The sequence below is a fragment of the Paenibacillus sp. FSL P4-0127 genome (assembly GCF_038007325.1).
In the GTDB taxonomy this organism is placed as follows: Bacteria; Bacillota; Bacilli; order Paenibacillales; family Paenibacillaceae; genus Fontibacillus; species Fontibacillus macerans.
The window spans coordinates 1,713,498-1,735,000 of record NZ_JBBOWY010000001.1 but is presented as its reverse complement, the minus strand read 5'-3'; the positions used below and the strand labels follow the sequence as shown (position 1 = coordinate 1,735,000).

Sequence of the window (21,503 nt, the reverse complement as noted above, 5' to 3'; positions counted from 1 at the left end):
CCACATCTCTACGCATTTCACCGCTACACGTGGAATTCCACTCTCCTCTTCTGCACTCAAGCCGTCCAGTTTCCAGTGCGACCCGGAGTTGAGCCCCAGGATTATACACCAGACTTAAACAGCCGCCTGCGCGCGCTTTACGCCCAATAATTCCGGACAACGCTTGCCCCCTACGTATTACCGCGGCTGCTGGCACGTAGTTAGCCGGGGCTTTCTTCTCAGGTACCGTCACTCTCCTGGCAGTTACTCCAGAAGACGTTCTTCCCTGGCAACAGAGCTTTACGATCCGAAAACCTTCATCACTCACGCGGCGTTGCTCCGTCAGACTTTCGTCCATTGCGGAAGATTCCCTACTGCTGCCTCCCGTAGGAGTCTGGGCCGTGTCTCAGTCCCAGTGTGGCCGTTCACCCTCTCAGGTCGGCTACGCATCGTCGCCTTGGTGAGCCGTTACCCCACCAACTAGCTAATGCGCCGCAGGCCCATCCGTAAGTGACAGATTACTCCGCCTTTCCCAAGCCTCCCATGCGGAAGACTTGATTATCCGGTATTAGCTACCGTTTCCGGTAGTTATCCCGGTCTTACGGGCAGGTTGCCTACGTGTTACTCACCCGTCCGCCGCTAACCATCAGGAGTGCAAGCACTCCATCAGGTCCGCTCGACTTGCATGTATTAGGCACGCCGCCAGCGTTCGTCCTGAGCCAGGATCAAACTCTCCAATAAAGGTTGGATGAACGAATCACCCAAGTTTATTCGAAAGAGCGATTAGCTCAATCAGTTACTGACGATTTAAAAAAATCGTTCAAAGTTATTGACGCGTTCCATTTGTTCAGTTTTCAAAGAACTTGCTGTCCGGCATTTTCGATAACCATCATTTTTTGTCGAACAGTTATTTATTATAGCCAATTCACTTTACTTTGTCAACCTCATTTTTCGACATTGTAGCAAGCCTTTCGACAAGCTGCCGTTCGAAGCGACAAGTAATAATTTATCACGATCGGGGAGCTTTTGCAATATGTATGTTTTTCCATTTTGAATTTACGAGAACCGTCCTAAACGGTTAATTTGCTCAGCATGGCGCGGAGGGAACCTGGACCTGGCTACGGGATGAAGACCGTACGTAAACGCCTGGTGTTCCGGTCCCGTAAATCGCCAAAAGCGACGCGCTCCGGCAACCGCCGGAACAAAAAATCCGATCCATGGGTCTAGCGGCTACTTTTGCTTTGCAGTCTCTTCCTCAACACGATGAAAAACGCTTTGCCGAAAAGCTTCATCCCATTCCCTTCTTTCAATGATTTTCATGCATAACAAAACTTACAGGTACACAAATGAAGACCAACCCCGAGCCAAAGCTGCAAAGGTTAGCCTTCAATAATTCCGCGGCCTAAAGGTGGCAGCTAATTGCCCTTGATAACCATACCGTAATCGCTGCCGGTGTCCACGTCCGCTTTATCTTATGAGCTGATATCGTCTTTTCCGTCCTTCTTCTTCTGTGCCTCTTCCTCTTGGTACGCTTTATCCAAGGCTACTTGTCCATCCGCCTGGATCTTTTCCAGCGCCTCGTCAAGCGACTTGCTTCCCTTCTGGACAAGATCCAGTTCCCGATCCTTGATTTGTTGGAATTGTCCGTAAAAGCTGTTAGGAGCGTCGCTGATCCCCATATATCCGTCGCTGCTATCTGCAGGTTTTAACTTATAAAAAGCGTCAAGGCTTTGTCCCTCGTAATCTTTCATCACGCCCATCCGGGACATGAGACCGTTATTCAACGTTCTTGATTTCACTTTGGCATATTCTTCGCTGTTGATGAATTTCAAAAACTCCCAGGCCGCATCGGCGTTTGGAGAATCGGACCGGATCGCGAAAATTTCATTATAGCTGACTTCCCGCGTGGAGTCAGGCAGCGCCGGGTCCACCGGACCGGCCACGATGCCGATTTGGAACGGCTTATAATCCCTTACGCTGTTTTTGGCATCCTTCAGATTTTGCAGCAGATTGGTGCCGTCGATCGTCATTGCCATACGTCCCATTAAGAAAGGCTGGCTCTTATAATATTCTTCCATCGTCCCGCTCTGGAATCCGTCTTCGCCCGGATCATAAATCGCCTTGGATTTTACGCCATCCAGAGCCAGTTGGAAAACCTTTTTCCAGGAATCCGAATTGATCGTCATTTTCTTCGTATCCGGATTCAGCACCTGCAACCCTTGTGTCATGGCGATCGAAGAGGCCAATTCATCAAAAGCTTTCCCGTAACGAGGACCGTATCCGTAAATCCGGCTGTCCTTATCCCCATCCGTGGGGAAACGGCGGGCGGTATCGATAATTTCCTGCCAGGTCATCCCGTCATGCGGCGGCTCAACTCCATATTTAGCAAACAGATCGGCATTATAATAAATTGCATTCACATTAAAAGATGAAGCCAGCCCGTACAGCTTCCCGCCGCCTTTTTCCTTTAGCAGGTCGATCAGCGCCGGATAAATCGTCGAGATATCGTATTTATCCTTGGCGATGAGCGTATCCAAATCCATTAATTTGCCTTCGGATGCGAATTTTTCGTAATTTTTGTTGGAGTTCAGCAGTATGATATCCGGCTGTTCCTTTTCCACGAATTTGGCAAACGCCTTGTCGTAGTCCTTTTCCTCGTCGTTATAAATGCTTTGCGTGTTAGCTACTTCAATTTCGATATTCGGATTCTTCATCGCAAACATGTCGCCATATTGGCTGAAAAAATAACTTTCGTCCCAGAACATGACCTTCAGCGTAGAAGTCTGCGCCTCCTGCTTGGCAGGGCCGCCGGCACACCCGGCGAACAGCAGTCCGCATATCATAACCAGCATAACCTTATATAATATTCCGTTCTTCATCTTAGCCTCCAAAAATTTTATAAAGCAATTCGCACAAAGCCCCTTTTCGGGGGCAACCAAGGCACGTTAGCCCGCCTGATCCGCTTCCGCGGCAGGCTTATTCTTCTTCCCGGCCGCTTCCTCCTTTACGGCCTTATCCAGCGCCGCCTGGCCTTCGTCCTGAATCACCTGCAGCGCCTCGCCGATGGATTTCTTTTTCTCCGCCATCAGCTTCATTTCCCGGTCAAAAATAGTACGGTATTGATCATGGAAGCTTTCCGGGATTTTATCATAGTTGTCGGAGTCGTTGTCCACTTTAGGCTTCAGCTTGTAGAAAACGTCGAGGTTTACGCCATGGAAATCCTTTTGCACTCCCATTCGGGACAACATGCCGCCGTTTAAAGTTCTGGACTTGACCTTGGCAAATTCATCGCCGTTCACGAATTTAATAAATTCCCAAGCCGCATCGGCATTTGCCGAGTTGGCCCGAATGGAAAAAATGTCGCTCACCGAGATGTTCCGCGATTTGTCGGGCTCCGCCGGATCTACCGGCCCTGCAACCGCACCGATTTGGAACGGCTTGTAGTCCTTAATCCGATCCTGGGCGTCCTTCAGGTTTTGCAGCATATAGGTGCTGTCGACCGTCATGGCCATCCGCCCCATCATAAATGGCTGGCTTTGGTAATACTCCTCCATGGTCCCTCCCTGGAACCCCTCGCCATCCGGATTGTAAACCGCTTTGGAGTCCAAGGCATCCATGGCCATCTTATAAACTTGCTTCCACGAATCGGTATTGAGAGTGAGCTTCATCGTATCGGTGTTGATGTAATTCAAACCTTGCGTATATGAGATACTCGAAGCCAAATTATCCAGCGACATGCCGTAATCCGAACCGAAACCGTAAACGCGGGTCTTTTCGTCCCCGTCCGTCGGGAAGCGGCGGGCCGTGTCGAGAATTTCCTGCCAGCTCATTCCGTCGTGCGGCGCCTCAATTCCGTATTTGGCAAACAAATCGGCGTTGTAGTAAATGACCGATCCATAGAAGGTCGGAGATAAACCGTACAGCTTGCCGCCGCCTTTCTCCTTCAGAATTTCCATGAGTCCCGGGAAAATCGTTTCGGTATCGTATTTATCCTTGGCGATCAGCGGATCAAGCTCCGTCAGCTTGCCTTCGGAAACGAGTTTTTCATACTCGTTCGCATCCAACAGCAGCACGTCCGGTTGTTCTTGTTCGATAAAGTCGGCAAACGCTTTGTCACGGTCGAAATCTTCCTGGTCGCTGTCCCGGTAAATCCGGTCCGTTGTGACGATTTCCACATCGATATTCGGATGTTTCATCGCAAACAAATCGCCGTACTCCCTGTAAAAGAAATTCTCGTCCCAAAACATCACCTTCAGGCTCGATACCTGTTTGGTCTCTTTGGCGGGCCCGCCGGTGCAACCGGCAAGCAGCAGCCCGCTTAAAAGCAGCAGCATAACCTTATTTAAAATTCCGTTCTTCATCATGACCTCCAAAAAAATGATAGGGCGATAAGCTAAGTGCCGTTAACCGGCCTGATCCGTTTCCGCGCCAGGCTTGTCCTTTTTGCCGGCCGCTTCATCTTGGACCGCTTTATCCAGGGCCGCCTGGCCTTCGTCTTGAACGGTCTGCAGCGCCTCGTCGATGGATTTCTTTTTATCCTGAACCAGCTTTATTTCCCGGCTAAAGAGGGAGTAGTACTTCTCATGGAAACTATCCGGGATTTTATCGTAGTTGTCGGAGTCGTTATCCAATTTAGGTTTCAGCTTATAAAACACATCAAGGCTTACGCCGTTGTATTCCTTTTGCACGCCCGTGCGGGACATCAAGCCGCCATTCAAGGTTCTGGACTTGATCTTCGCAAATTCTTCACCGTTTACAAACTTTAAAAATTCCCACGCCGCATCGGCATTCGGCGAGTTCGCCCGGATCGCCAAAATATCCCTCATGGAAATACTCCGCGATTTATCAGGCTCGGCCGGATCTACCGGCCCTGCAACCGCACCGATTTGGAACGGCTTATAGTCCTTAATCTGTCCCTGGGCATCCTTCAGATTTTGCAGCAGATTGGTGCCGTCGACCGTCATGGCCATACGCCCCATCAGGAACGGCTGGCTTTGGTAGTACTCTTCCATGGTCCCCCCCTGGAACCCCTCGCCATCCGGATTGTAAACCGCTTTGGAGTCCAAGGCATCCATGGCCATCTTATAAACTTGCTTCCACGAATCGGTATTGAGAGTGAGTTTCATCGTGTCAGGGTTGATATAATTCAAGCCTTGGGTAGATGAGATGCTGGAAGCCAAATTTTCCAGCGACATGCCGTAATCCGAACCAAAACCGTAAACGCGGCTCTTTTCGTCCCCGTCCGTCGGGAAGCGGCGGGCCGTGTCGAGAATCTCCTGCCAGCTCATTCCGTCGTGCGGCGCCTCAATTCCGTATTTGGCAAACAAATCGGCATTATAGTACAAAACCGAGCCGTAAAAGGTCGGGGATAAACCGTACAGCTTCCCGCCGCCTTTTTCCTTCAGAATTTCCATAAGTCCCGGAAAAATCGTTTCGGTATCGTATTTATCCTTGGCGATCAGCGGATCAAGCTCCGTCAGCTTGCCTTCGGAAGCGAACTTTTCATACTGATTCGTATTCAACAGCAGCACGTCCGGCTGCTCTTCTTCGATAAATTTGGCAAACGCTTTGTCATAGTCAAAATCTTCCTGGTCGCTGTCCCGGTAAATCTTGTCCGTTGATGAGACGACTTCAATATCGATATTCGGATATTTCATCGCAAACAAATCGCCGTACTCCTGATAAAAATAACTCTCATCCCAAAACATCACCTTCAAGTTCGAGACCTGTTTGGTCTCTTTGGCGGGTCCGCCGGTGCAGCCGGCAAGCAGCAGCCCGCTAAACAGCACCAATATCGCCTTATGTATGAATCCGTTCTTCATCATGACCTCCTAAATGAATTTTTTTTAATCTTCCCCATTACTTAGACGTAATCAGGCGCTAAATAGTTACCTATTTTCTCAAAAAAAGCCAACCCATTTATATTTCCTTAAGGGTTGGCTTTCCCGGATATCTTATTCCATCAGCTCAGATTGCCCGGTACGGACTTGGATACCCGGCCGGTTTTAACCAATGCGGGCTGCGCCGCGGGACGGATAATTTTCATAGTATCACCTCCTCATCCCGCCGGGCCGCCATCCAAATCGTCCGCAGCGTCTTCTTGATTTGCCGCTTCTCGTAGGAGCAAGGGCGATTCCCCGTCCGCATACGGTACAGCGGGCAATGATTGCCCTGGCACGCGGGCCGGAAAAAGCAGGCCTGGCATTTCTCATCCGTTTCTTCGCCGGATGTCGTCCAGAGCGCCAGCTTGTCGTAATCCAGGTCCAGCGTCCCATCCTCATGAATCCGGCCCAGCCGGTTGTTGTCCTGCTCCAACGCGACGGAGCATTTATACAGCATGCCATCGGAGCCGGCGATCAGGGAATTCGGCTTGGCCGCATAACAAACCGCGCCGGTCGGCAGCAAAATATCCGAAATGAAGGAGCTTACCTGCAGCCCTTCGGCAATCGCCTGCTCGTTCAACTCCCAAATTGCGCGATCCTTTGTCCGCTCGTCACATACCGGGAGGTTCAGATCATTTTCCCCGCCCATACATCCGACGGGACGGAAATATACTTTAAACCGCGGATCATCGGCAAACAACTCCCGGAGTACGGGAATAAACCGCGATACGGCCCCCAGGTTGCCGTTGTCGAAATTGACGCGCAGATTAATTTCAAACGGGCGGTCGACCTGCTTCAAGGACAGCAAATTATCCACGATCGTCCGGTACGTTCCTCCGCCTCCGTTCAGTCCTCTCCGGGAATCATGTATTTCCCCTTCCCCGTCCAGCGTGACCATAAAGCGCCGGACATGCAGATCCAGCATTTGTTCGAGGCGGTCCCTGGTCAGGTAATAGCCGTTCGTCGACATCTCCGCGCCGTAGGCGGCGCCGTTTTGGCCGCAAGCTTCGATAAAGGAATTGGACAACCGTTCGATGATGTGGGGGACCAGCAAAGGCTCGCCGCCATGCCAGCTTACGGTAAGCTGCTTCAACGTCTTGGCCCGCTCGGCCATATAAGCTTCCAGACCGCGGATCACCTCCTCGCGCATCGAAGCGCGCGGAAACGATTCATAACAATAAGTGCAGCGAAAGTTGCAGGCTTCCGTCACAAGCAGCACCAAATGCATAGCGTCTTGAGCATGCATGGAGTGGTGCAAAAACATGGCGCGCCGCATTTCATCCACGTCCGAACGGACGAGGAATCCTTGCTCTATCAACCCGTCAACCAGCGGAGGCGCCGGCTCGGGAACAGGGGCGGCCGGTGCCAGCCACTCCAAAACATCATTCCGTTCCGCCGACGAGAAGGAAGCGATCGCCCCGGTATAGCTGTTGTACAGCATCAGGCCGCCGTCATCCGTCTCGCTTTGCGCATTAAAGCGCGAAGCCTTCCACTGTGACGCGTCAAAATTCATTTTGATCCATCCTTTATTTTGAAATAGGAAACATCGGGCAAAAACCCTTAAGTCCTATGATGAAAAAAAGGAGCATCCGCTTGCCGTGATTTGCGTCACCTTTTTCGGTAAATTACAACGTGGGGGAAGAAAGGCGAGTTTTTAAAACAAGCAAAAGCTTATTAAACATCTGGATTTCCAGCTTTATGCTTTCCGTGACCACTTCACCGATGAGCATTTTATAGTCCGGATTAACCGGATCAATCTCCGTTGCCAGCCCTTTTTCTTCAAATTCCTTCGCTCTTTTGTTAAGTCGTTCCAGGACGTCCTCCACGTAAAAAAACAGCTTTTTAGCGTCAACATACTCTAAAAACGGCAATACTGGAAGTAATGTTCTGATGGACTTGGCGTTTTTAAAGCTTTTGTAAATCTCTTCTTTAAAGGCTTCCCGGCCCTTTGGGGTAATGCTGTAGGTTATTTTGTCAGGACGGTTCTCCGCTTGGATAATTTGGGATTTTTGAATGAACTCCTTTTTAAGCAGCGCCTCAAAATTGTAATATAAATTACCATCTGTAACATTGACCGCATTATTCGTGCCCTGTAAAATTCTTTTCTTGACATCATAGGGATGATAGTCTCCTTTATGCAACAGACCAAGGATAAATATTTGCAGTGACAAGGTTACTCCCCCCTTTAACTTGATATTAATTATTTTACACTATAACGTTAGGAGATGCCGAATCGCACGCTCGAAACAAAATAGGGGGAGCCAGCTTTCGCCCATATAAGGCGGCTGGTTCCCCCTTCTCTATCTGCTTTAATGCACTTAAGGCTGCGAAACGGTAATAGCCGCATGATCAGAAAGAAGCGCATGGTTGTTTACTATAATTTGCTCCCCATTTTCCAGGCCGTTGGCAACCAAGGCTTGCGTACCCGATTCTTCTCCTACGGTAATATCCTTGCGTAAAGCATGGCCATCAACAGCGATGTATACATAAGACTGGTCGCCGTCTTTCTCAATCGCCTTCGCCGGAATAATGATTCCTTCTTTAGCATTTGCATCCACAAAACTTACATCGGCCAGCATCCCGGATTTCAGTTTGCCGTCCGGATTGGCAACGGCTATCTTCACCGGAAAGCCGTTGCCATTGGCATCATCCGTTCCTATGCTTTTGACCTTGCCTGTTGTCAATATGCCTGAAGCGGCTACGCGAACCTGCACAGGATCACCCGCATTAATATCATTAATCCGTTCGGCAGGCACGTAAATCTCCAGATTAACGCTATCTAGATTATGGATCACAAGTGCCGGAGATGCGGCGGAAGCTATCTCACCGACTTCAATATTTTTGCTTCTGACAATCCCGGCTATAGGCGAAGTGATGACCGCATTATCCAACGAATTTTGGGCGATTTCAACGTTAAGCCGTGCTTGCTCCAGCTTTTGCCTGCTAGCATCAACCCCTGCTGTGCTCTGTGCCACTTCCAACTGACGCTGGGCATTTTTGTAGCCGTTATTGGCATTTTCATAGCTGTTTTTAGCATTTTCGTAGGCATCCTTGGCCGTGGTCAACGCTTTTTGGGCAGTGGCTAATGATCTTTCAGCGGCAGCCAGCTGTTCTTCAGCGTTGGATTTCGCATTTACCGCATTATCATAGGCCGCTTGAGCGCTAACTTGAGCAGCCTGTGCTTCTTCCAATTGCATTTGTGACGCCAGCGAGCTGGCGTAAAGAGACTCAGTGCGGGACAGGTTCTTTTTAGCATTCTCCAGCGCCTCCTGCGTCTGCTTTACCGTATTCTTGGCAGTAGAGACGGCTGTCCGGGCCTGCTTCAATCCGGTTTGAGCCTGGTCAACGGCCGCCTGTGCCTGATTGATCCCACCCTGTGCCTGCGTAATTGCGCTTTTGGCGGAGATGATGCTGTTCCGCGAGCTAACTACGCCTGAGTTCGCAGACACCATACCGGATTCATGCGAATCCTCCGCGGAGGCAATGGCTGCCTGCGCTGCCGCCACATCGGACTTGGCGATTTTTAATTTGTTCAGAAGATCATCGTCTTCAAGTTTGAACAACACCTGTCCCTTTTTCACCTTGCTCCCGACGTCGACGTTTACGGCAGCCACCTTGCCGGAAATTTTAGGAGTAATATTCACCGTTTCAGATGAGGTGATTTTCCCCGTGTATATCTCCCCTTCTCCAATTACTCCTTTTTGCGCCTGGCTGACCTTTACATTTATGCTTATCTCCTGAGCGGCCTGGCTGGCTTGCGAACAACCGGATAAAATACCGATTCCAAGCAGCAATACAGCAGTAGTCGCTTTCCACTCTTTCATCTATGCTCCGTCCCCTTTCTCTCCGTGCTTATGCTTGAATTTCCGCAGCCGCGTCTTTGGCTGCTTTTCGTTTTCTTCCGGTGGCAAACAGGAAAATCAGCGGTATCGAACAAAATAATGGTATGGATGATAACAGAAATGTATCCGCAATCCCCCGGGAATAGGCGTCCAGCGAAATTAATCCGGATACCGTAGAAGCCCACGAGCTCCCAAGCGTCGATTGTAAGATTTGCGCGCCTTCCGCGGTTACGGATTCGGCAATATGCTGCGTATGCAGAGCCGTACGGTTCTGCATGAGGAAGGTGAAAACTGCAATGGCCATGGAGCCGGCGAGCGTTCTTATCAGGTTGGACGCGGCCGAGGCTTTGCCCACCTTATTGTTCTCCACGGCGTTCATCCCGACTGTGGACAAAGGCATCATGCATAGTCCGATTCCTATTCCGCGCAGTGCGGTCACACCCTCAAACCACAAGTGCGATGTCTGTGGCGTCAACAAGTGAAGGTGGTAGGTCATCAGACTGGTTAAAGTCAGCCCCGCGAGTCCGATCGGCAAGATGCCTATCTTGTCTAACAGCTTGCCCGCGATCGGCATCATGAGAGCCATGCCTATAGCCTGCGGGAGTAAAATAATTCCTGTTTCGACAGGAGATACCGACTGAATATTTTGCAAAAATAACGGCGTCAAAAAGGTGCCTCCATACATCCCCATCATGACAAAACTGGAGGTAATTACACTAACGGTAAACTTATGATTTTTAAACAGTGAAATATCGATAACTGCATTATCCTTGCCCTTCTCGACAAAAATGAGAAACACCAGCGACCAGAAAGCGATAAAAAGCAGCGAAACAATTTTAAAGGATCCCCAGCCGTCGGACGGCCCGCTGGAAAGCGCGTAAAGCAATGTGCCCGCACAGGTCGCGGCTAATAAAAACCCTGGAACGTCAAACTTGATGGGCGCACCTTTTGGCGGTTCCTTGATCAATAGGACAACCATCAGAATGGCGAATAAGGCAAACGGAACGCAAGCAATAAACAGAAATCTCCAGTTGAACCATTCAATCAAATAACCGCTTAGTGTCGGACCGATGGCAGGCGCGGCCATGGAGGAAATTCCCCAGATCCCGATCGCCATTCCAATTTGTTCGCGCGGTATAATTTTATACACAATCGTCATGCTCAGCGGCATGATAACTCCGCCGCCAAGGCCGGCAATAATGCGGGCGGCAATCAACGACAGGTCATTCCAGGCAAATATGCACAAGGCCGTACCTATCGTAAATACGGAGAGAGCGCCGAGCAAAAACTTCTTATAGCCAACCCGCTGCTCCATAAACCCCGTGATCGGAACGATAATTCCTTGAGCCAGTGTATAGCCGGTAATTACCCACTGAATCCGCGAGGCGGTCGACCCTAAATCCGTAGTCAATTGCGGAATCGCCACGTTAATCAAACTGTTGTTCAAAACGGCTACAAAAGCTCCCACGACAATGGCAAAGAAAGCCAGCCAACGTTCTTTGGATGATGAATCAGCGGGAGGAGCAGCGGTTATCGGATTTGAATCCATGCCAATCCCCCTCTATGGAGTATGAATTCTGACTTCAACGTTTGTTCCTGGGATCAGCTCCATTCCCTCCGGAATATTCAAGGCAATTTTCACCGGAATGCGCTGCGTAACCTTATTGAAGTTGCCGCTCGTATTCGTTGCTGGAATTGCTGAAAATACGGAGTTGGTAGCCTGCCCGACATTGCTCACCTTCCCCTGAATGACCTGGCCCCCCGCAGCGTCCAGAGTGACATCGACGACTTCCCCCGGCTTGATCCGGCCAATGTCGGTCTCTTCGATGTTGGTTGAAACATACAGGCTGCTCATATCCACCATTACCGCTACCGCGGTGCTGGGCGACGCGATCTCTTGTTCATGGGAGTAAAGTTTAATCACCGTACCGTCAATGGGGGCACGCAGCACAGCTTTGCTGATGGAACTGGAGTCCAGGCCGGATACATCCTGGACGGCAATCATCTCATCCTTCTTGAGCGTATCGCCTTCTTCAACATAAATCTGATCCAGCTTGGCGGTGATTTGCGGCATCACTCGATACTGATCGGCAGCTATACGCGCATCATCGCTTTTCACATAATGAGCGCCTTGGTACCAGTAGTAGCAGCCTAACGCCCCGCCGCTTACTACAACCAAGGCAACTAGAATTAAATAAATTTTTTTCTTACTCACGCACTCCACCCCAGTAGGCTGAATTTTTTGGCAAACATCTTCAATACTCAATCCGATTATGATTGCATTTACCTTTTAGCTGCAGACCTTAGTAGACCTTGGTAGGCCTTGGTAGACCTTGGTAGATCTCAACAGATCTTTGGAAACACGCTCCTTTTTGTGTATTTTTAATACAAACATATTACTCTGTACAGAGTAATGCCGAAAAGAATAATAGCTAACTCCCGGCTGATTGTCAATATTAATCATCAACACCGGCAGAAAAATAAAAACCCCCGAAACCGGCGATTGTGCCGTTTTCAGGGGGGGCTATCCCAGGTTATGGGCTATTCCGGGGCTTGTGGGCTATCCGTTGCTTTCGTTTAACAGCCGGATAAATTCATCCTCGTCTTCGATCACCGGAATGCCGAGCTCCTGGGCTTTGGCCAGCTTGCTGCCGGCTTTCTCCCCGGCGATGACGAGGTCGGTTTTCTTCGACACGCTGCCGGTCACTTTGGCGCCAAGCGCCTCCAGCCGGGCGGTCGCCTCATCGCGGCCGAGCTGGTGCAGCGTGCCGGTCAGGACGACGGTTTTGCCGGAGAAGAAAGAATCCGTCACCGGGGCCGCCGGTTTGTCCGGCGCCTTCGGTGCCACGCCCTGATCCAGCATCTTCTGAATGCCCGCCTGCTGGAACGGATCGGCGAAAAACGAGACGATGCTTTCGGCCACGATGCCGCCGATGTCCGGCAGGGTGATTAAGTCCTCCACCGTTGCCGACATCACCGCGGACAAACTGCCGTAATGGTCGGCGAGCACTTTAGTGGTCGATTTACCGGTGTTCGGAATGCCCAGCGCAAACAGGAAGGAAGCAAGGTCGCGGCCTTTGCTCTGCTTAATCGCCTCCAGCAGGTTGTTGGCTTTCTTTTCGCCGAAGCGGTCGAGCTTGATCAAATCGTCGAATTTCAGCGTGTACAGGTCGGCCGGTTCATGAACGTTCAGCTCGTCATGCAGCTGCTCGGCGGTTTTTTCGCTGAACGTCTCGATGTCCATCGCGTCGCGCGACGCGAAATGCGTAATGCGGGCGACGATCTGCGGTTTGCAGCCCAGCCGGTTGTTGCAGAACAGATGGGCGCCGCGCTGCTCCAGCGGCGTGCCGCATGCCGGGCACACGGTCGGAAAGACGATCTCCCCGCCGTCCTGCTCTTCCGTCACTTTGCCGAGAATTTCCGGGATGACGTCGTTGGAACGGCGGATGAAGACGCGGGTGCCAAGCGCAAACTTCAGGTTTTTCCGCTCGATGTCGCCAACGTTGTTGAGCGTGCAGTTCTGCACGGTGACACCGGCCAACTCCACCGGCTCGACCTTGGCCAGGGGCGTGATTTTGCCGGTACGCCCGACGTTCCAGGACACGGACTCCAACACCGTGGTCGTTTCTTCCGCCTCAAATTTGAACGCCACCGCCCAACGCGGGAATTTATCCGTGTAGCCGAGAACCTCGCGGGTGCGCATATCGGTAATTTTGACGACGGCTCCGTCGATCAAGTAATCGAGCGAAGCGCGGCGCTCCACGATCCGCTCCAGCTCGCGCACCACCTCATCGAAGCTGCTGTGGTAGGTCACGAACGGATTGACTTTAAAACGGTTCTCTTTGAGAAACTCCATCATCTCGCGATGGTCCCGGAACCGGACTTGATCGGAATACCCCACGTTGTAGAAAAAAGCGCTCAGCTTCCGCTCCGCCGTGACGCGCGGATTCAGGTTGCGCAGGGCGCCGGCCGCGGCGTTGCGGGCGTTTTTGAGCGGTTCGGCGGCCGTTTCGTTGTATTTGGCCAGTACGGACAAATTCATGATGCCTTCGCCCTGCACTTCGATCGTGCCCTCACGGTACGGGATGGTCAGCGGCACGGACTTGATCGTTTTCACCTGGGCCAAAATACCTTCGCCCACAACGCCGTTCCCCCGGGTCGCCGCCTGCACCAGGTTGCCGTCCGTATAAGTCAAGTTCAGCGTCAGTCCATCGAACTTCAGCTCGACGACATACGTCGGCTCTGGGAGTGGATTTTCGGGATTTTTGGTGTTATAATCCGCGATCAGCTTGATTGCCCGGTTGTTCCAGTTTTGCAGTTGCTCCTCGTTTTGGGCCTTATCCAGGCTCCATAAAGGCGCCAGATGCCGGTGAGGCTTGAATCCCTGCAGCAGCTCGCCGCCCACCCGCATCGTCGGCGAGTCCGGCAAGGTCACGCCCGTCTCCGCCTCCAAAGCGGTCAATTCGTCGTACTGTTGATCGTACTCCTTGTCGCTGATCAACGGCTCATCCAGGGTGTAGTAATGATAGTTGTACTTGTTCAATTGCTCTACGAGCTGCTTCATTTTTTGCATAACATCCATGCAGGGACAACCCTCCTTATATATATAGAAACGGAACATTCCGGGATCGGCCCGGGAATGGCTCCGCTTCAAAATTAACATTGGTGCGGCGGACCGGCTTATGGCCAAATGCCGACATTGATGATCGAGAGATTCTAACGGTTGCCACAGCCGCTATTTGTTCCAATAACGTTGATTTCAAATTGTAACGGTTGCCATAGCGCTTATTTCACTGAAACCCGACTCATTTTGCTTAGATTCAGGCAAATAACGGCGCTCACAGCCGTTACAATTTAGAAAAGGATCTTTTTCGGGAAATAGCGGCTGCTGCAACCGTTAGAGTTCCGGCAGGCGATAGTGTCACTCAAAAACCTGAGCTTTTGCGGGAAATCCGAAAAGTATCAGGGCGACAAGTTGTCTTTGCAAGAGTTAAAGCGACATTAGCGCATTAGTGAAATTAGTGATAATAGCGAATTTAGCGAATTTAGCGACAATAGTGACATTAGCGTCATTAGTGGCATTAGCGTCATTAGTGGCATTAGCGACATTAGCGACATTAGTGACATTAGTGACATTAGTGACATTAGTGACATTAGTGACATTTGTGATATTAGCGGCCTTTTAGGGCGTTATTTGTCTTGGTTGGAGCGTTTTCGCCGGATTAAGGGAATTTTATGCCGCTATTTTTAGGCTAACACCGCGAAATGGCTGCAATTCGGGTCAATCTGGCCGGATAAGGACATTTTTTGCCGCTATTTATTTCAGAAGACAAAGTTCGGACAGATAGCGACAAAAAATGCCGCTATTTCGGGCAGCCGACACAGCCGGCAGAGAAAACCGCCGGACAAACCGGTGTTTTCGGCCATTTCGGCCGGCCTGACCGCCGGCATGCATTTTCTTAAGTGAATCGGCCTGAGCTTTGCAGCGGCCCTCCGCCAACAGCGCCGCACACGCATAATCTAACGCAAGCGCTTCTTCCGGCACTTCTCCCGGCGCTTCGCCCCCGTGCTGCACGGCAGATGGCCAGACCCTTGCTACCGGTCCCTGTTGCCATCTACTATCATCAGTTCCCCAGATCGGGGGAGATATACTTTGGAGACTACGGGAATGGTAAAGTTCTCCGTTTCTTTATCTTGCCACGTGCTAGGCATGGTACATGCTAGGCATGCCACGTACTAGGCATGGTAAGAGCTAGGCACGGTTCGACCCAGGCATGGTACGGCCCAGGCAGGGTTCGACCCAGACACGGTACGAACCAGACACGGTACGGCCCAGACACGGTACGGCCCAGGCAGGGTTCGATCCAGGCGTGTACGAGCCAAAGCAGCACGGCCGCCCCCCTCACTCGCCGTCGATGACCTTGGTGATCGGGGCGAATCCGGCGAGCAGGCGTTTCACACCGACCGGCGCCGGAAAAGCGATCTGCAGCTCCGTATCGTTGCCGGAGCCTTTGATCGAGACGACCGTGCCAACGCCCCACTTGGCATGGGAGACCTTGTCCCCGGCGCTGAAATCGCCGGGGTTCGCCGCCTTGGCCGCCGCGGCTCCCGGCGCGCCGGTGGTCACGGTAACGTTATCCCGCCCTCGCAGAGGGATAACGTTACCGCGCCCGGCCGGTCCGCCCGGCGCAGCCGCGGACCGCGAGCCCAGGCCGCCGCCGTCGGCAGGGCGGCCGAAGTTCCCGCCGCCGGCGCTGCCGAAGCCGCGGCCGCTGTAGGCGCCGCCGACGCCCGGGCCGCGGCGATAGCGGTCGCGCGGTGCGCCCCCGTCGTCCTCCTTCAGTTCCTCGGGGATTTCATCGAGGAACCGGGACGGCGGGTTGGCCGTCGTGCGCCCGAACAGCGTGCGCATCTGCGCGCACGAGAGGAACAGCCGCTCCTCGGCGCGCGTGATGCCCACGTACGCCAGGCGGCGCTCCTCCTCCAGTTCCTCGTTGTCGAGGAACGCGCGGCTGTGCGGGAACACGCCTTCTTCCATGCCGATGATGAACACGACCGGGAATTCCAGGCCTTTGGCGCTGTGCATCGTCATCAGCACGACGGCGTCGTCGGCCGGCTTGTCGGCGTCGCTGTTATCGTTCATGCTGTCGATATCGGCGATCAGCGCCAAATCGGTCAGGAACGCGACGAGCGACTTGTCCTCGTTGTTGTTCTCGAATTCCATCGTCACCGACAGGAACTCATCGATATTTTCAAGGCGGGACCGCGATTCGATCGTGTTTTCGTTTTGCAGTTCAAGCCGGTAATGGGTCATTTCCAGCAATTTTTCCGTGAGTTCGGTAACCGACAGGTAATCAACCATCTGGTGCAAGGCGGCAATCATGTCGTAAAACTCCACCAACGCGTTGCGCGTGCGTCCCGCCAGCCCGAGGTCGTCCACCGTTTCCAGCACCCTGTAGATCGATGTTCCGCGCTCTGCGGCGGCGTCCGCCAGCTTGGCCACCGTCGTGTCGCCGATGCCCCGCTTCGGCACATTGATCACCCGCGTCAGACTGATGTCGTCGTCCGGGTTGGACAACAGCCGCAAATAAGCGAGCAGGTCCTTGATTTCTTTGCGGTCGTAGAACTTGATGCCGCCGACAATTTGATAAGGGATGTCCGATTTGATCAAAATTTCCTCGATCACCCGCGACTGCGCGTTGGTCCGGTACAAAATCGCGTGATCGCGGTAGCTGCGGCCATTTTTCACACTATTATGAATTTCCGAGGTAACAAAATACCCTTCGTCATGCTCCGAATCGGCGCGGTACACCTTGATCTTGTCGCCTTCGCCTTTATCGGTCCAGAGGTTTTTCGGCTTGCGCCCCGTGTTTTGGCCGATCACCGCGTTGGCGGCGTTCAGGATCGTCGAAGTGGAGCGGTAGTTTTGCTCGAGCATAATCGTTTTGGCTTCGGGATAGTCTTTTTCGAAGTTTAGGATATTGCTGATGTCCGCTCCGCGCCAGCGGTAGATCGACTGGTCGCTGTCGCCGACCACGCAGATACGATGGTGTTTGTCGGCCAGCAGCCGGCACAGCATGTACTGAGCGCGGTTGGTGTCCTGATATTCGTCAACGTGGATATATTGGAATTTTTTCTGGTAAAAATCAAGCACTTCCGGCGTTTCCTTAAACAGTTCGATCGTTTTCATGATCAGGTCGTCGAAATCGAGCGAGTTGTTGCTGCGCAGCCGTTTTTGGTACATGACGTACACTTTGGCGACGATGCCTTCAAAATAATCCCCGACTTTCTGTTCGTACTGCTGCGGCGTGATCAGTTCGTTTTTAGCCGTGCTGATCATCGCCTGAACCGCCTTGGGCTCGAATTTTTTCGTGTCGATGTTCAGCTCTTTCATGCAGTTGCGGATCACCGACAGCTGGTCCGTCGAATCGAGAATGCTGAAGTTGGAGTTGAAGCCGATCCGCTCGATGTCCCGCCGCAAAATGCGCACGCACATGGAGTGGAACGTGGACACCCAAATGTCCCGCCCTTCCGCGCCGCCGACAAGCAGGGATACCCGGTCCTGCATTTCGCGGGCGGCTTTGTTCGTAAACGTAATCGCCAAAATCGCCCAAGGCGGCGCTTTGCGCGTGGCGATGAGATAGGCGATGCGGTGCGTCAGCACGCGCGTCTTGCCGCTGCCCGCACCGGCCATGATGAGCAGCGGCCCTTCCGTCGCCTCCACCGCTTGCTTTTGCTGCGGGTTCAGGCGGTTGACCGCCTCTTGTATGTTAACAGGTTGCATGTTCATGCACCTTCCTTTCTTAAAGAGGTAGTTCAAAAAGTCATATATTTGAAGATATAAGAAAAAATATGTTTCCAGGGCTTCTTGGGCGTGGCTTCCTTATATCATAAGAAAAACTTCCGCTAAACGCAGTCTGTCTTCCTGTAATGTGCGTCGATAGATGTTTGTCTTATCACGAAGCAGGCCAAGCAGCGGATTCAGCGTCGAACCGGCTTTTTGAACACGTACTTAAAAAAATTATCGCGTTCCCTTGACGGCCGCCACGGTTTCCAGCGCCTGCACCAGGTCGCCGTATACCGCGTTGCCGACAACGACGGTGTCGCATACCGCCGCCGCCCGTCGGGCCGACTCGGCATCGGTGATGCCGCCGCCGTAGAACAGGCGGGAGCGCTCCAGCGTCCGGCGCATCGCCGACACCAGCTCCAGATCGCCCAGTTGGCCGCTGTACTCCGCATACACGATTGGCAGCCCAAGCAACTTGTCGGCGAACTGGGCGTAAGCACCGGCCTGGGCGGCGTCGAGCCTGGCGTTCGCTGCGGTAACCTTGGCTACGGTCGCCTCCGGGTTCAGCACGATGTATCCTTCCGGGATCAACTGCTCCCATGGGATCATACAGCTGTACTTCTCGATCGCGCGGACATGCTGGCCGATAAGCCAGTCCGGATGACCGGCATTCAGCACGATCGGGATCATGTACAGATCGAAGCCCGGCACGACGGCTTCCAGGTCGGACACTTCCAGCACGCAGGACACTTCATATCGGCGCACGCGCGAGAGCAAATCGACGGTATTGTCATACGTTACGCCGCTCGACCCGCCGACCATAATCGCGTCGGTCCCGGACAGGCACACGGCCTCCAAGGCCCGGTCGTCCAGCGGGCGGTCCGGATCCAGCTTAAATACGTGCCGCCAGGATGGTATCATTTGATTCAAGCGAATTCCTCCAATAAATCGATGCCTACAGGATTCACCAGCGGGGATCGGGGACGAAGGAGCCGGGGCTCCCAACCCGTCCCGCGCCCGCGAAAAACGGGGCCTATCCCGCTCCGCCCCGTTCTCGTCCGCTCAACGTAATCATCGTTGTTCGTCAAACCGTCTGAGAGACTCTTTTTCTCTCCGGTTTCTTATTCTTTTTCTAGTCTATGTTACCGTGAATAACGTGTCAATGTTCGCATAACAGGGGAACGGAAAATTAACTGCGAATCTTCTTTATGTAACCACAAAATACACTTTAACCAATTTGCCGATTGACAAAACAAGCATGGCGGAACTAATGTAAATTCATAATATTTTTTACCATTTTATTGCAAATTTTATATAAAGGAGGGTAGCAACCTATCCAGAAAATTGATATGAAGGAGGACAACTTTTTGTGAAAAAAATAATTCAGAAAATGTTGGTCATCTCGATGTTTATTACGTCTGCTCTAGCTGGAGGAACCTCAGCATATGCGTTGTACTACAGTAAAGAATTTTACGATGCAATAGCTTATAATTACACTGAGATCGGTCCAGTCTCTACAACATACAATTGCCTTTCTTACGCGCTTGGTTATACAGATCGATGGCTTTGGCCATGGGGTGAGACGGCTACCACATCACAAGTCGATTCATTCTTGAAGTTATATGGGTACAAGGGAAATACATTTGGATATGTTTACGCAACACCAGGAATTATTGCTTATGGTCCAAGTACTAATAACATCAATCATTTTGCTAAAGCCACTCAGGCTTATGTGGCAAAATCTAAATGGGGATCTCTTGAATTGATGCAAACAACATGGGATCCGTATAAACCAAATGGAGGTTACGGTCCGGCTCTAAGATATTATAATTAATGCAGGAGGAGTGCCCCGTGAAGAAACTTTATATATTGATATTGGCTGCATCATTTCTTATTGTGTTCACTGCTCTTCAAGCCAACCATGCCCGTGCCGAGGTAAAAGATCAGATCATAAGTCATATGAATGCTCTGCAAAAGAACATTATAGCCTTGCCGGAAATGAATCCGAAATTGGCCGCAAGTTCCAATCCGTATGACTATGTCAAGGATAATAAAGAATATCAGAATATCGTCGCTCTAGGGAATGCAGCCATCCCCGCGTTAACAGAACTTCTTAACGATTCACCCGAGAACGGATTAACAGAGTACATTTATGCGATCGCACTAGAGCAAATTTCAAAGACAGATCTTAAAGCCGAAACGGGATGGTCCACTGCGAAACAATTTGCAAAAAAATGGAATGTTCATCTATCCCAAATTCCGGAAAAGGTGAGTCAAATCGTCAATTCTGATGATAGTAACGCCGAAAAAATACAGCGCCTCAACAAATTAGGTACTCCAGCCATTCCTTTTATTCTCAAAAGCATCGACGCAGGTCATTCCAATCTCGTCCCGTCACTGGATTACTTAACAGGAGGAGAAGCCGGCAACAACTATAAGTCATGGTACGATAAAAATAGTGATACCGTTGAAAAAATCAGATCTTTTGTTATCGATAAACAAAAATAGTCTACGCGCTACCATAAATCCAAATATATAAATACAACTCCAGCGCCTGGTCGGTACTGGAGTTGTGTTTATATTCAGAGCCGGTTTACCGCCCCAAAGCCAAAATCCATCCCGGCTTGGCCACATCGTCTTCGGTCAAAAAGTCGGTGTAAAAGCCGTAAGCCCCCATCATTTTGAACGCCGTCATCTTTTTCGGATCGTTTATGGTATGTACGTAAGAAACTACGCCGATCCGGTTCAGCGCCGAGATCAGCCGGGAATTCGCCCGCTGCTCGGACATCGTAATGGCGGTAATGCCCGCTTCCTTGGCAAACTGCACCACTTCCTCATCCGTGTCGGTCGTCTGGTACAACGTGAAAATCACCGACGGGAACGGATAAATTTCCTTCAGCGGCTCCAACATGGGACGATTGTAAATTTGCGGCACGATCCGATCCAGCAGCGCCGGGTCCTTCGCCTTCGCTTTGGCGACGATCTGGGTAAAAATGCGCTGGATCTCCTCCGGTTTGCTCTGCTTCGTATCCGTCACGAAATACACGTCCGGATAGAGCTCCATCAGCCCCAAAATGTCGTCCCAATCCAGCGGCTCGTATTGGCCCATGATTTTGGCCGCCTTAAATTCCTCGTGTGAAAAGATCGCACTATGACGGTCCGGCTCGAGTTCGTCCTGCTGGCCCATCATTTTGGTGAAGCTTTCGCCCCACTCATGGCGGGCGATGAGCTGATCGTCGCTGCTCAGCAGCAAATCCGCTTCGAAAATGCGGAAACCTTTTTCATAGTTTGCAATGAAAGCTTCATAGGTGTTCGTATACGTCATTCCATTAATTCCGCCGAGGGCGTGCGCGACCATCCGGTGGGCGGTAAATCCTTGCCCCTGCGGCTGCTGCCGGCCGGACAGGCTCGCCAGCAAAAGAACAAGACAAGCGATGATGATTGCTGCGTTATACCTCAGTTTGTTTTTCATGACAAGAAACTTCCTATCTTGGTTGTCTATCGTATTTTTAC

At 51.6% G+C, this 21,503-nt stretch carries 14 protein-coding genes and 1 rRNA gene (1 of these 15 only partly in view); 2 read left to right on the top strand and 13 right to left on the bottom strand.

All coding sequences use genetic code 11. The annotated features are described in order from the left end of the window. From NYE74_RS07530 to NYE74_RS07475, 12 genes are all read right to left on the bottom strand, one after another. Positions 1–720: ribosomal RNA gene (locus tag NYE74_RS07530) — 16S ribosomal RNA — on the bottom strand; it reaches 834 nt to the left of the window's first position. 731 nt (positions 721–1,451) lie between these two features. Next, complete coding sequence (locus NYE74_RS07525; RefSeq protein WP_063836297.1) at positions 1,452–2,858, bottom strand: ABC transporter substrate-binding protein; 1,407 nt, start codon at positions 2,856–2,858, stop codon at positions 1,452–1,454. Positions 2,859–2,924: 66 nt separating this feature from the next. After that, positions 2,925–4,340, bottom strand: coding sequence for an ABC transporter substrate-binding protein (locus NYE74_RS07520; RefSeq protein WP_051985240.1), 1,416 nt, complete (start codon positions 4,338–4,340; stop codon positions 2,925–2,927). A gap of 42 nt (positions 4,341–4,382) precedes the next feature. Then, positions 4,383–5,801 (bottom strand): ABC transporter substrate-binding protein, encoded by a 1,419-nt coding sequence (locus NYE74_RS07515; protein ID WP_124333386.1) that lies wholly within the window; start codon positions 5,799–5,801, stop codon positions 4,383–4,385. 220 nt (positions 5,802–6,021) lie between these two features. After that, entirely contained in the window at positions 6,022–7,374 is a 1,353-nt protein-coding gene (locus tag NYE74_RS07510; protein ID WP_341004706.1) for a radical SAM/SPASM domain-containing protein, read from the bottom strand. A 112-nt stretch (positions 7,375–7,486) separates the two neighbouring features. Then, on the bottom strand, positions 7,487–8,032 hold the full coding sequence (locus NYE74_RS07505; protein ID WP_155620333.1) for a PadR family transcriptional regulator: 546 nt from the start codon (positions 8,030–8,032) through the stop codon (positions 7,487–7,489). Between the two features lie 147 nt (positions 8,033–8,179). Continuing rightward, positions 8,180–9,685, bottom strand: a complete 1,506-nt coding sequence (locus tag NYE74_RS07500) for an efflux RND transporter periplasmic adaptor subunit (protein ID WP_124333384.1) — start codon at positions 9,683–9,685, stop codon at positions 8,180–8,182. 28 nt (positions 9,686–9,713) lie between these two features. Continuing rightward, complete coding sequence (locus NYE74_RS07495; RefSeq protein ID WP_036619452.1) at positions 9,714–11,252, bottom strand: DHA2 family efflux MFS transporter permease subunit; 1,539 nt, start codon at positions 11,250–11,252, stop codon at positions 9,714–9,716. 12 nt (positions 11,253–11,264) lie between these two features. Beyond that, positions 11,265–11,918 (bottom strand): HlyD family secretion protein, encoded by a 654-nt coding sequence (locus NYE74_RS07490; RefSeq protein WP_124333383.1) that lies wholly within the window; start codon positions 11,916–11,918, stop codon positions 11,265–11,267. Positions 11,919–12,263: 345 nt separating this feature from the next. Then, complete coding sequence (gene ligA, locus NYE74_RS07485) at positions 12,264–14,285, bottom strand: NAD-dependent DNA ligase LigA (protein WP_278739493.1); 2,022 nt, start codon at positions 14,283–14,285, stop codon at positions 12,264–12,266. A gap of 1,320 nt (positions 14,286–15,605) precedes the next feature. Next, entirely contained in the window at positions 15,606–17,987 is a 2,382-nt protein-coding gene (gene pcrA, locus NYE74_RS07480; protein WP_270619467.1) for a DNA helicase PcrA, read from the bottom strand. A gap of 237 nt (positions 17,988–18,224) precedes the next feature. Next, positions 18,225–18,911: a heptaprenylglyceryl phosphate synthase gene (locus tag NYE74_RS07475; RefSeq protein ID WP_213509801.1), complete on the bottom strand. Its 687-nt coding sequence runs from the start codon at positions 18,909–18,911 to the stop codon at positions 18,225–18,227. 448 nt (positions 18,912–19,359) lie between these two features. On the opposite strand from NYE74_RS07475, the gene NYE74_RS07470 reads away from it, so the two are divergent. Together NYE74_RS07470 and NYE74_RS07465 are read left to right on the top strand one after the other, a co-directional pair. Then, positions 19,360–19,824, top strand: coding sequence for a DUF7689 domain-containing protein (locus tag NYE74_RS07470; protein WP_213509781.1), 465 nt, complete (start codon positions 19,360–19,362; stop codon positions 19,822–19,824). A 17-nt stretch (positions 19,825–19,841) separates the two neighbouring features. Continuing rightward, on the top strand, positions 19,842–20,498 hold the full coding sequence (locus NYE74_RS07465; RefSeq protein ID WP_213509779.1) for a hypothetical protein: 657 nt from the start codon (positions 19,842–19,844) through the stop codon (positions 20,496–20,498). Between the two features lie 85 nt (positions 20,499–20,583). Here NYE74_RS07465 and NYE74_RS07460 read toward each other — a convergent pair whose 3' ends face one another. Continuing rightward, positions 20,584–21,462, bottom strand: coding sequence for a phosphatidylinositol-specific phospholipase C/glycerophosphodiester phosphodiesterase family protein (locus NYE74_RS07460; protein WP_051985237.1), 879 nt, complete (start codon positions 21,460–21,462; stop codon positions 20,584–20,586). Between the last annotated feature and the right edge of the window lie 41 nt (positions 21,463–21,503).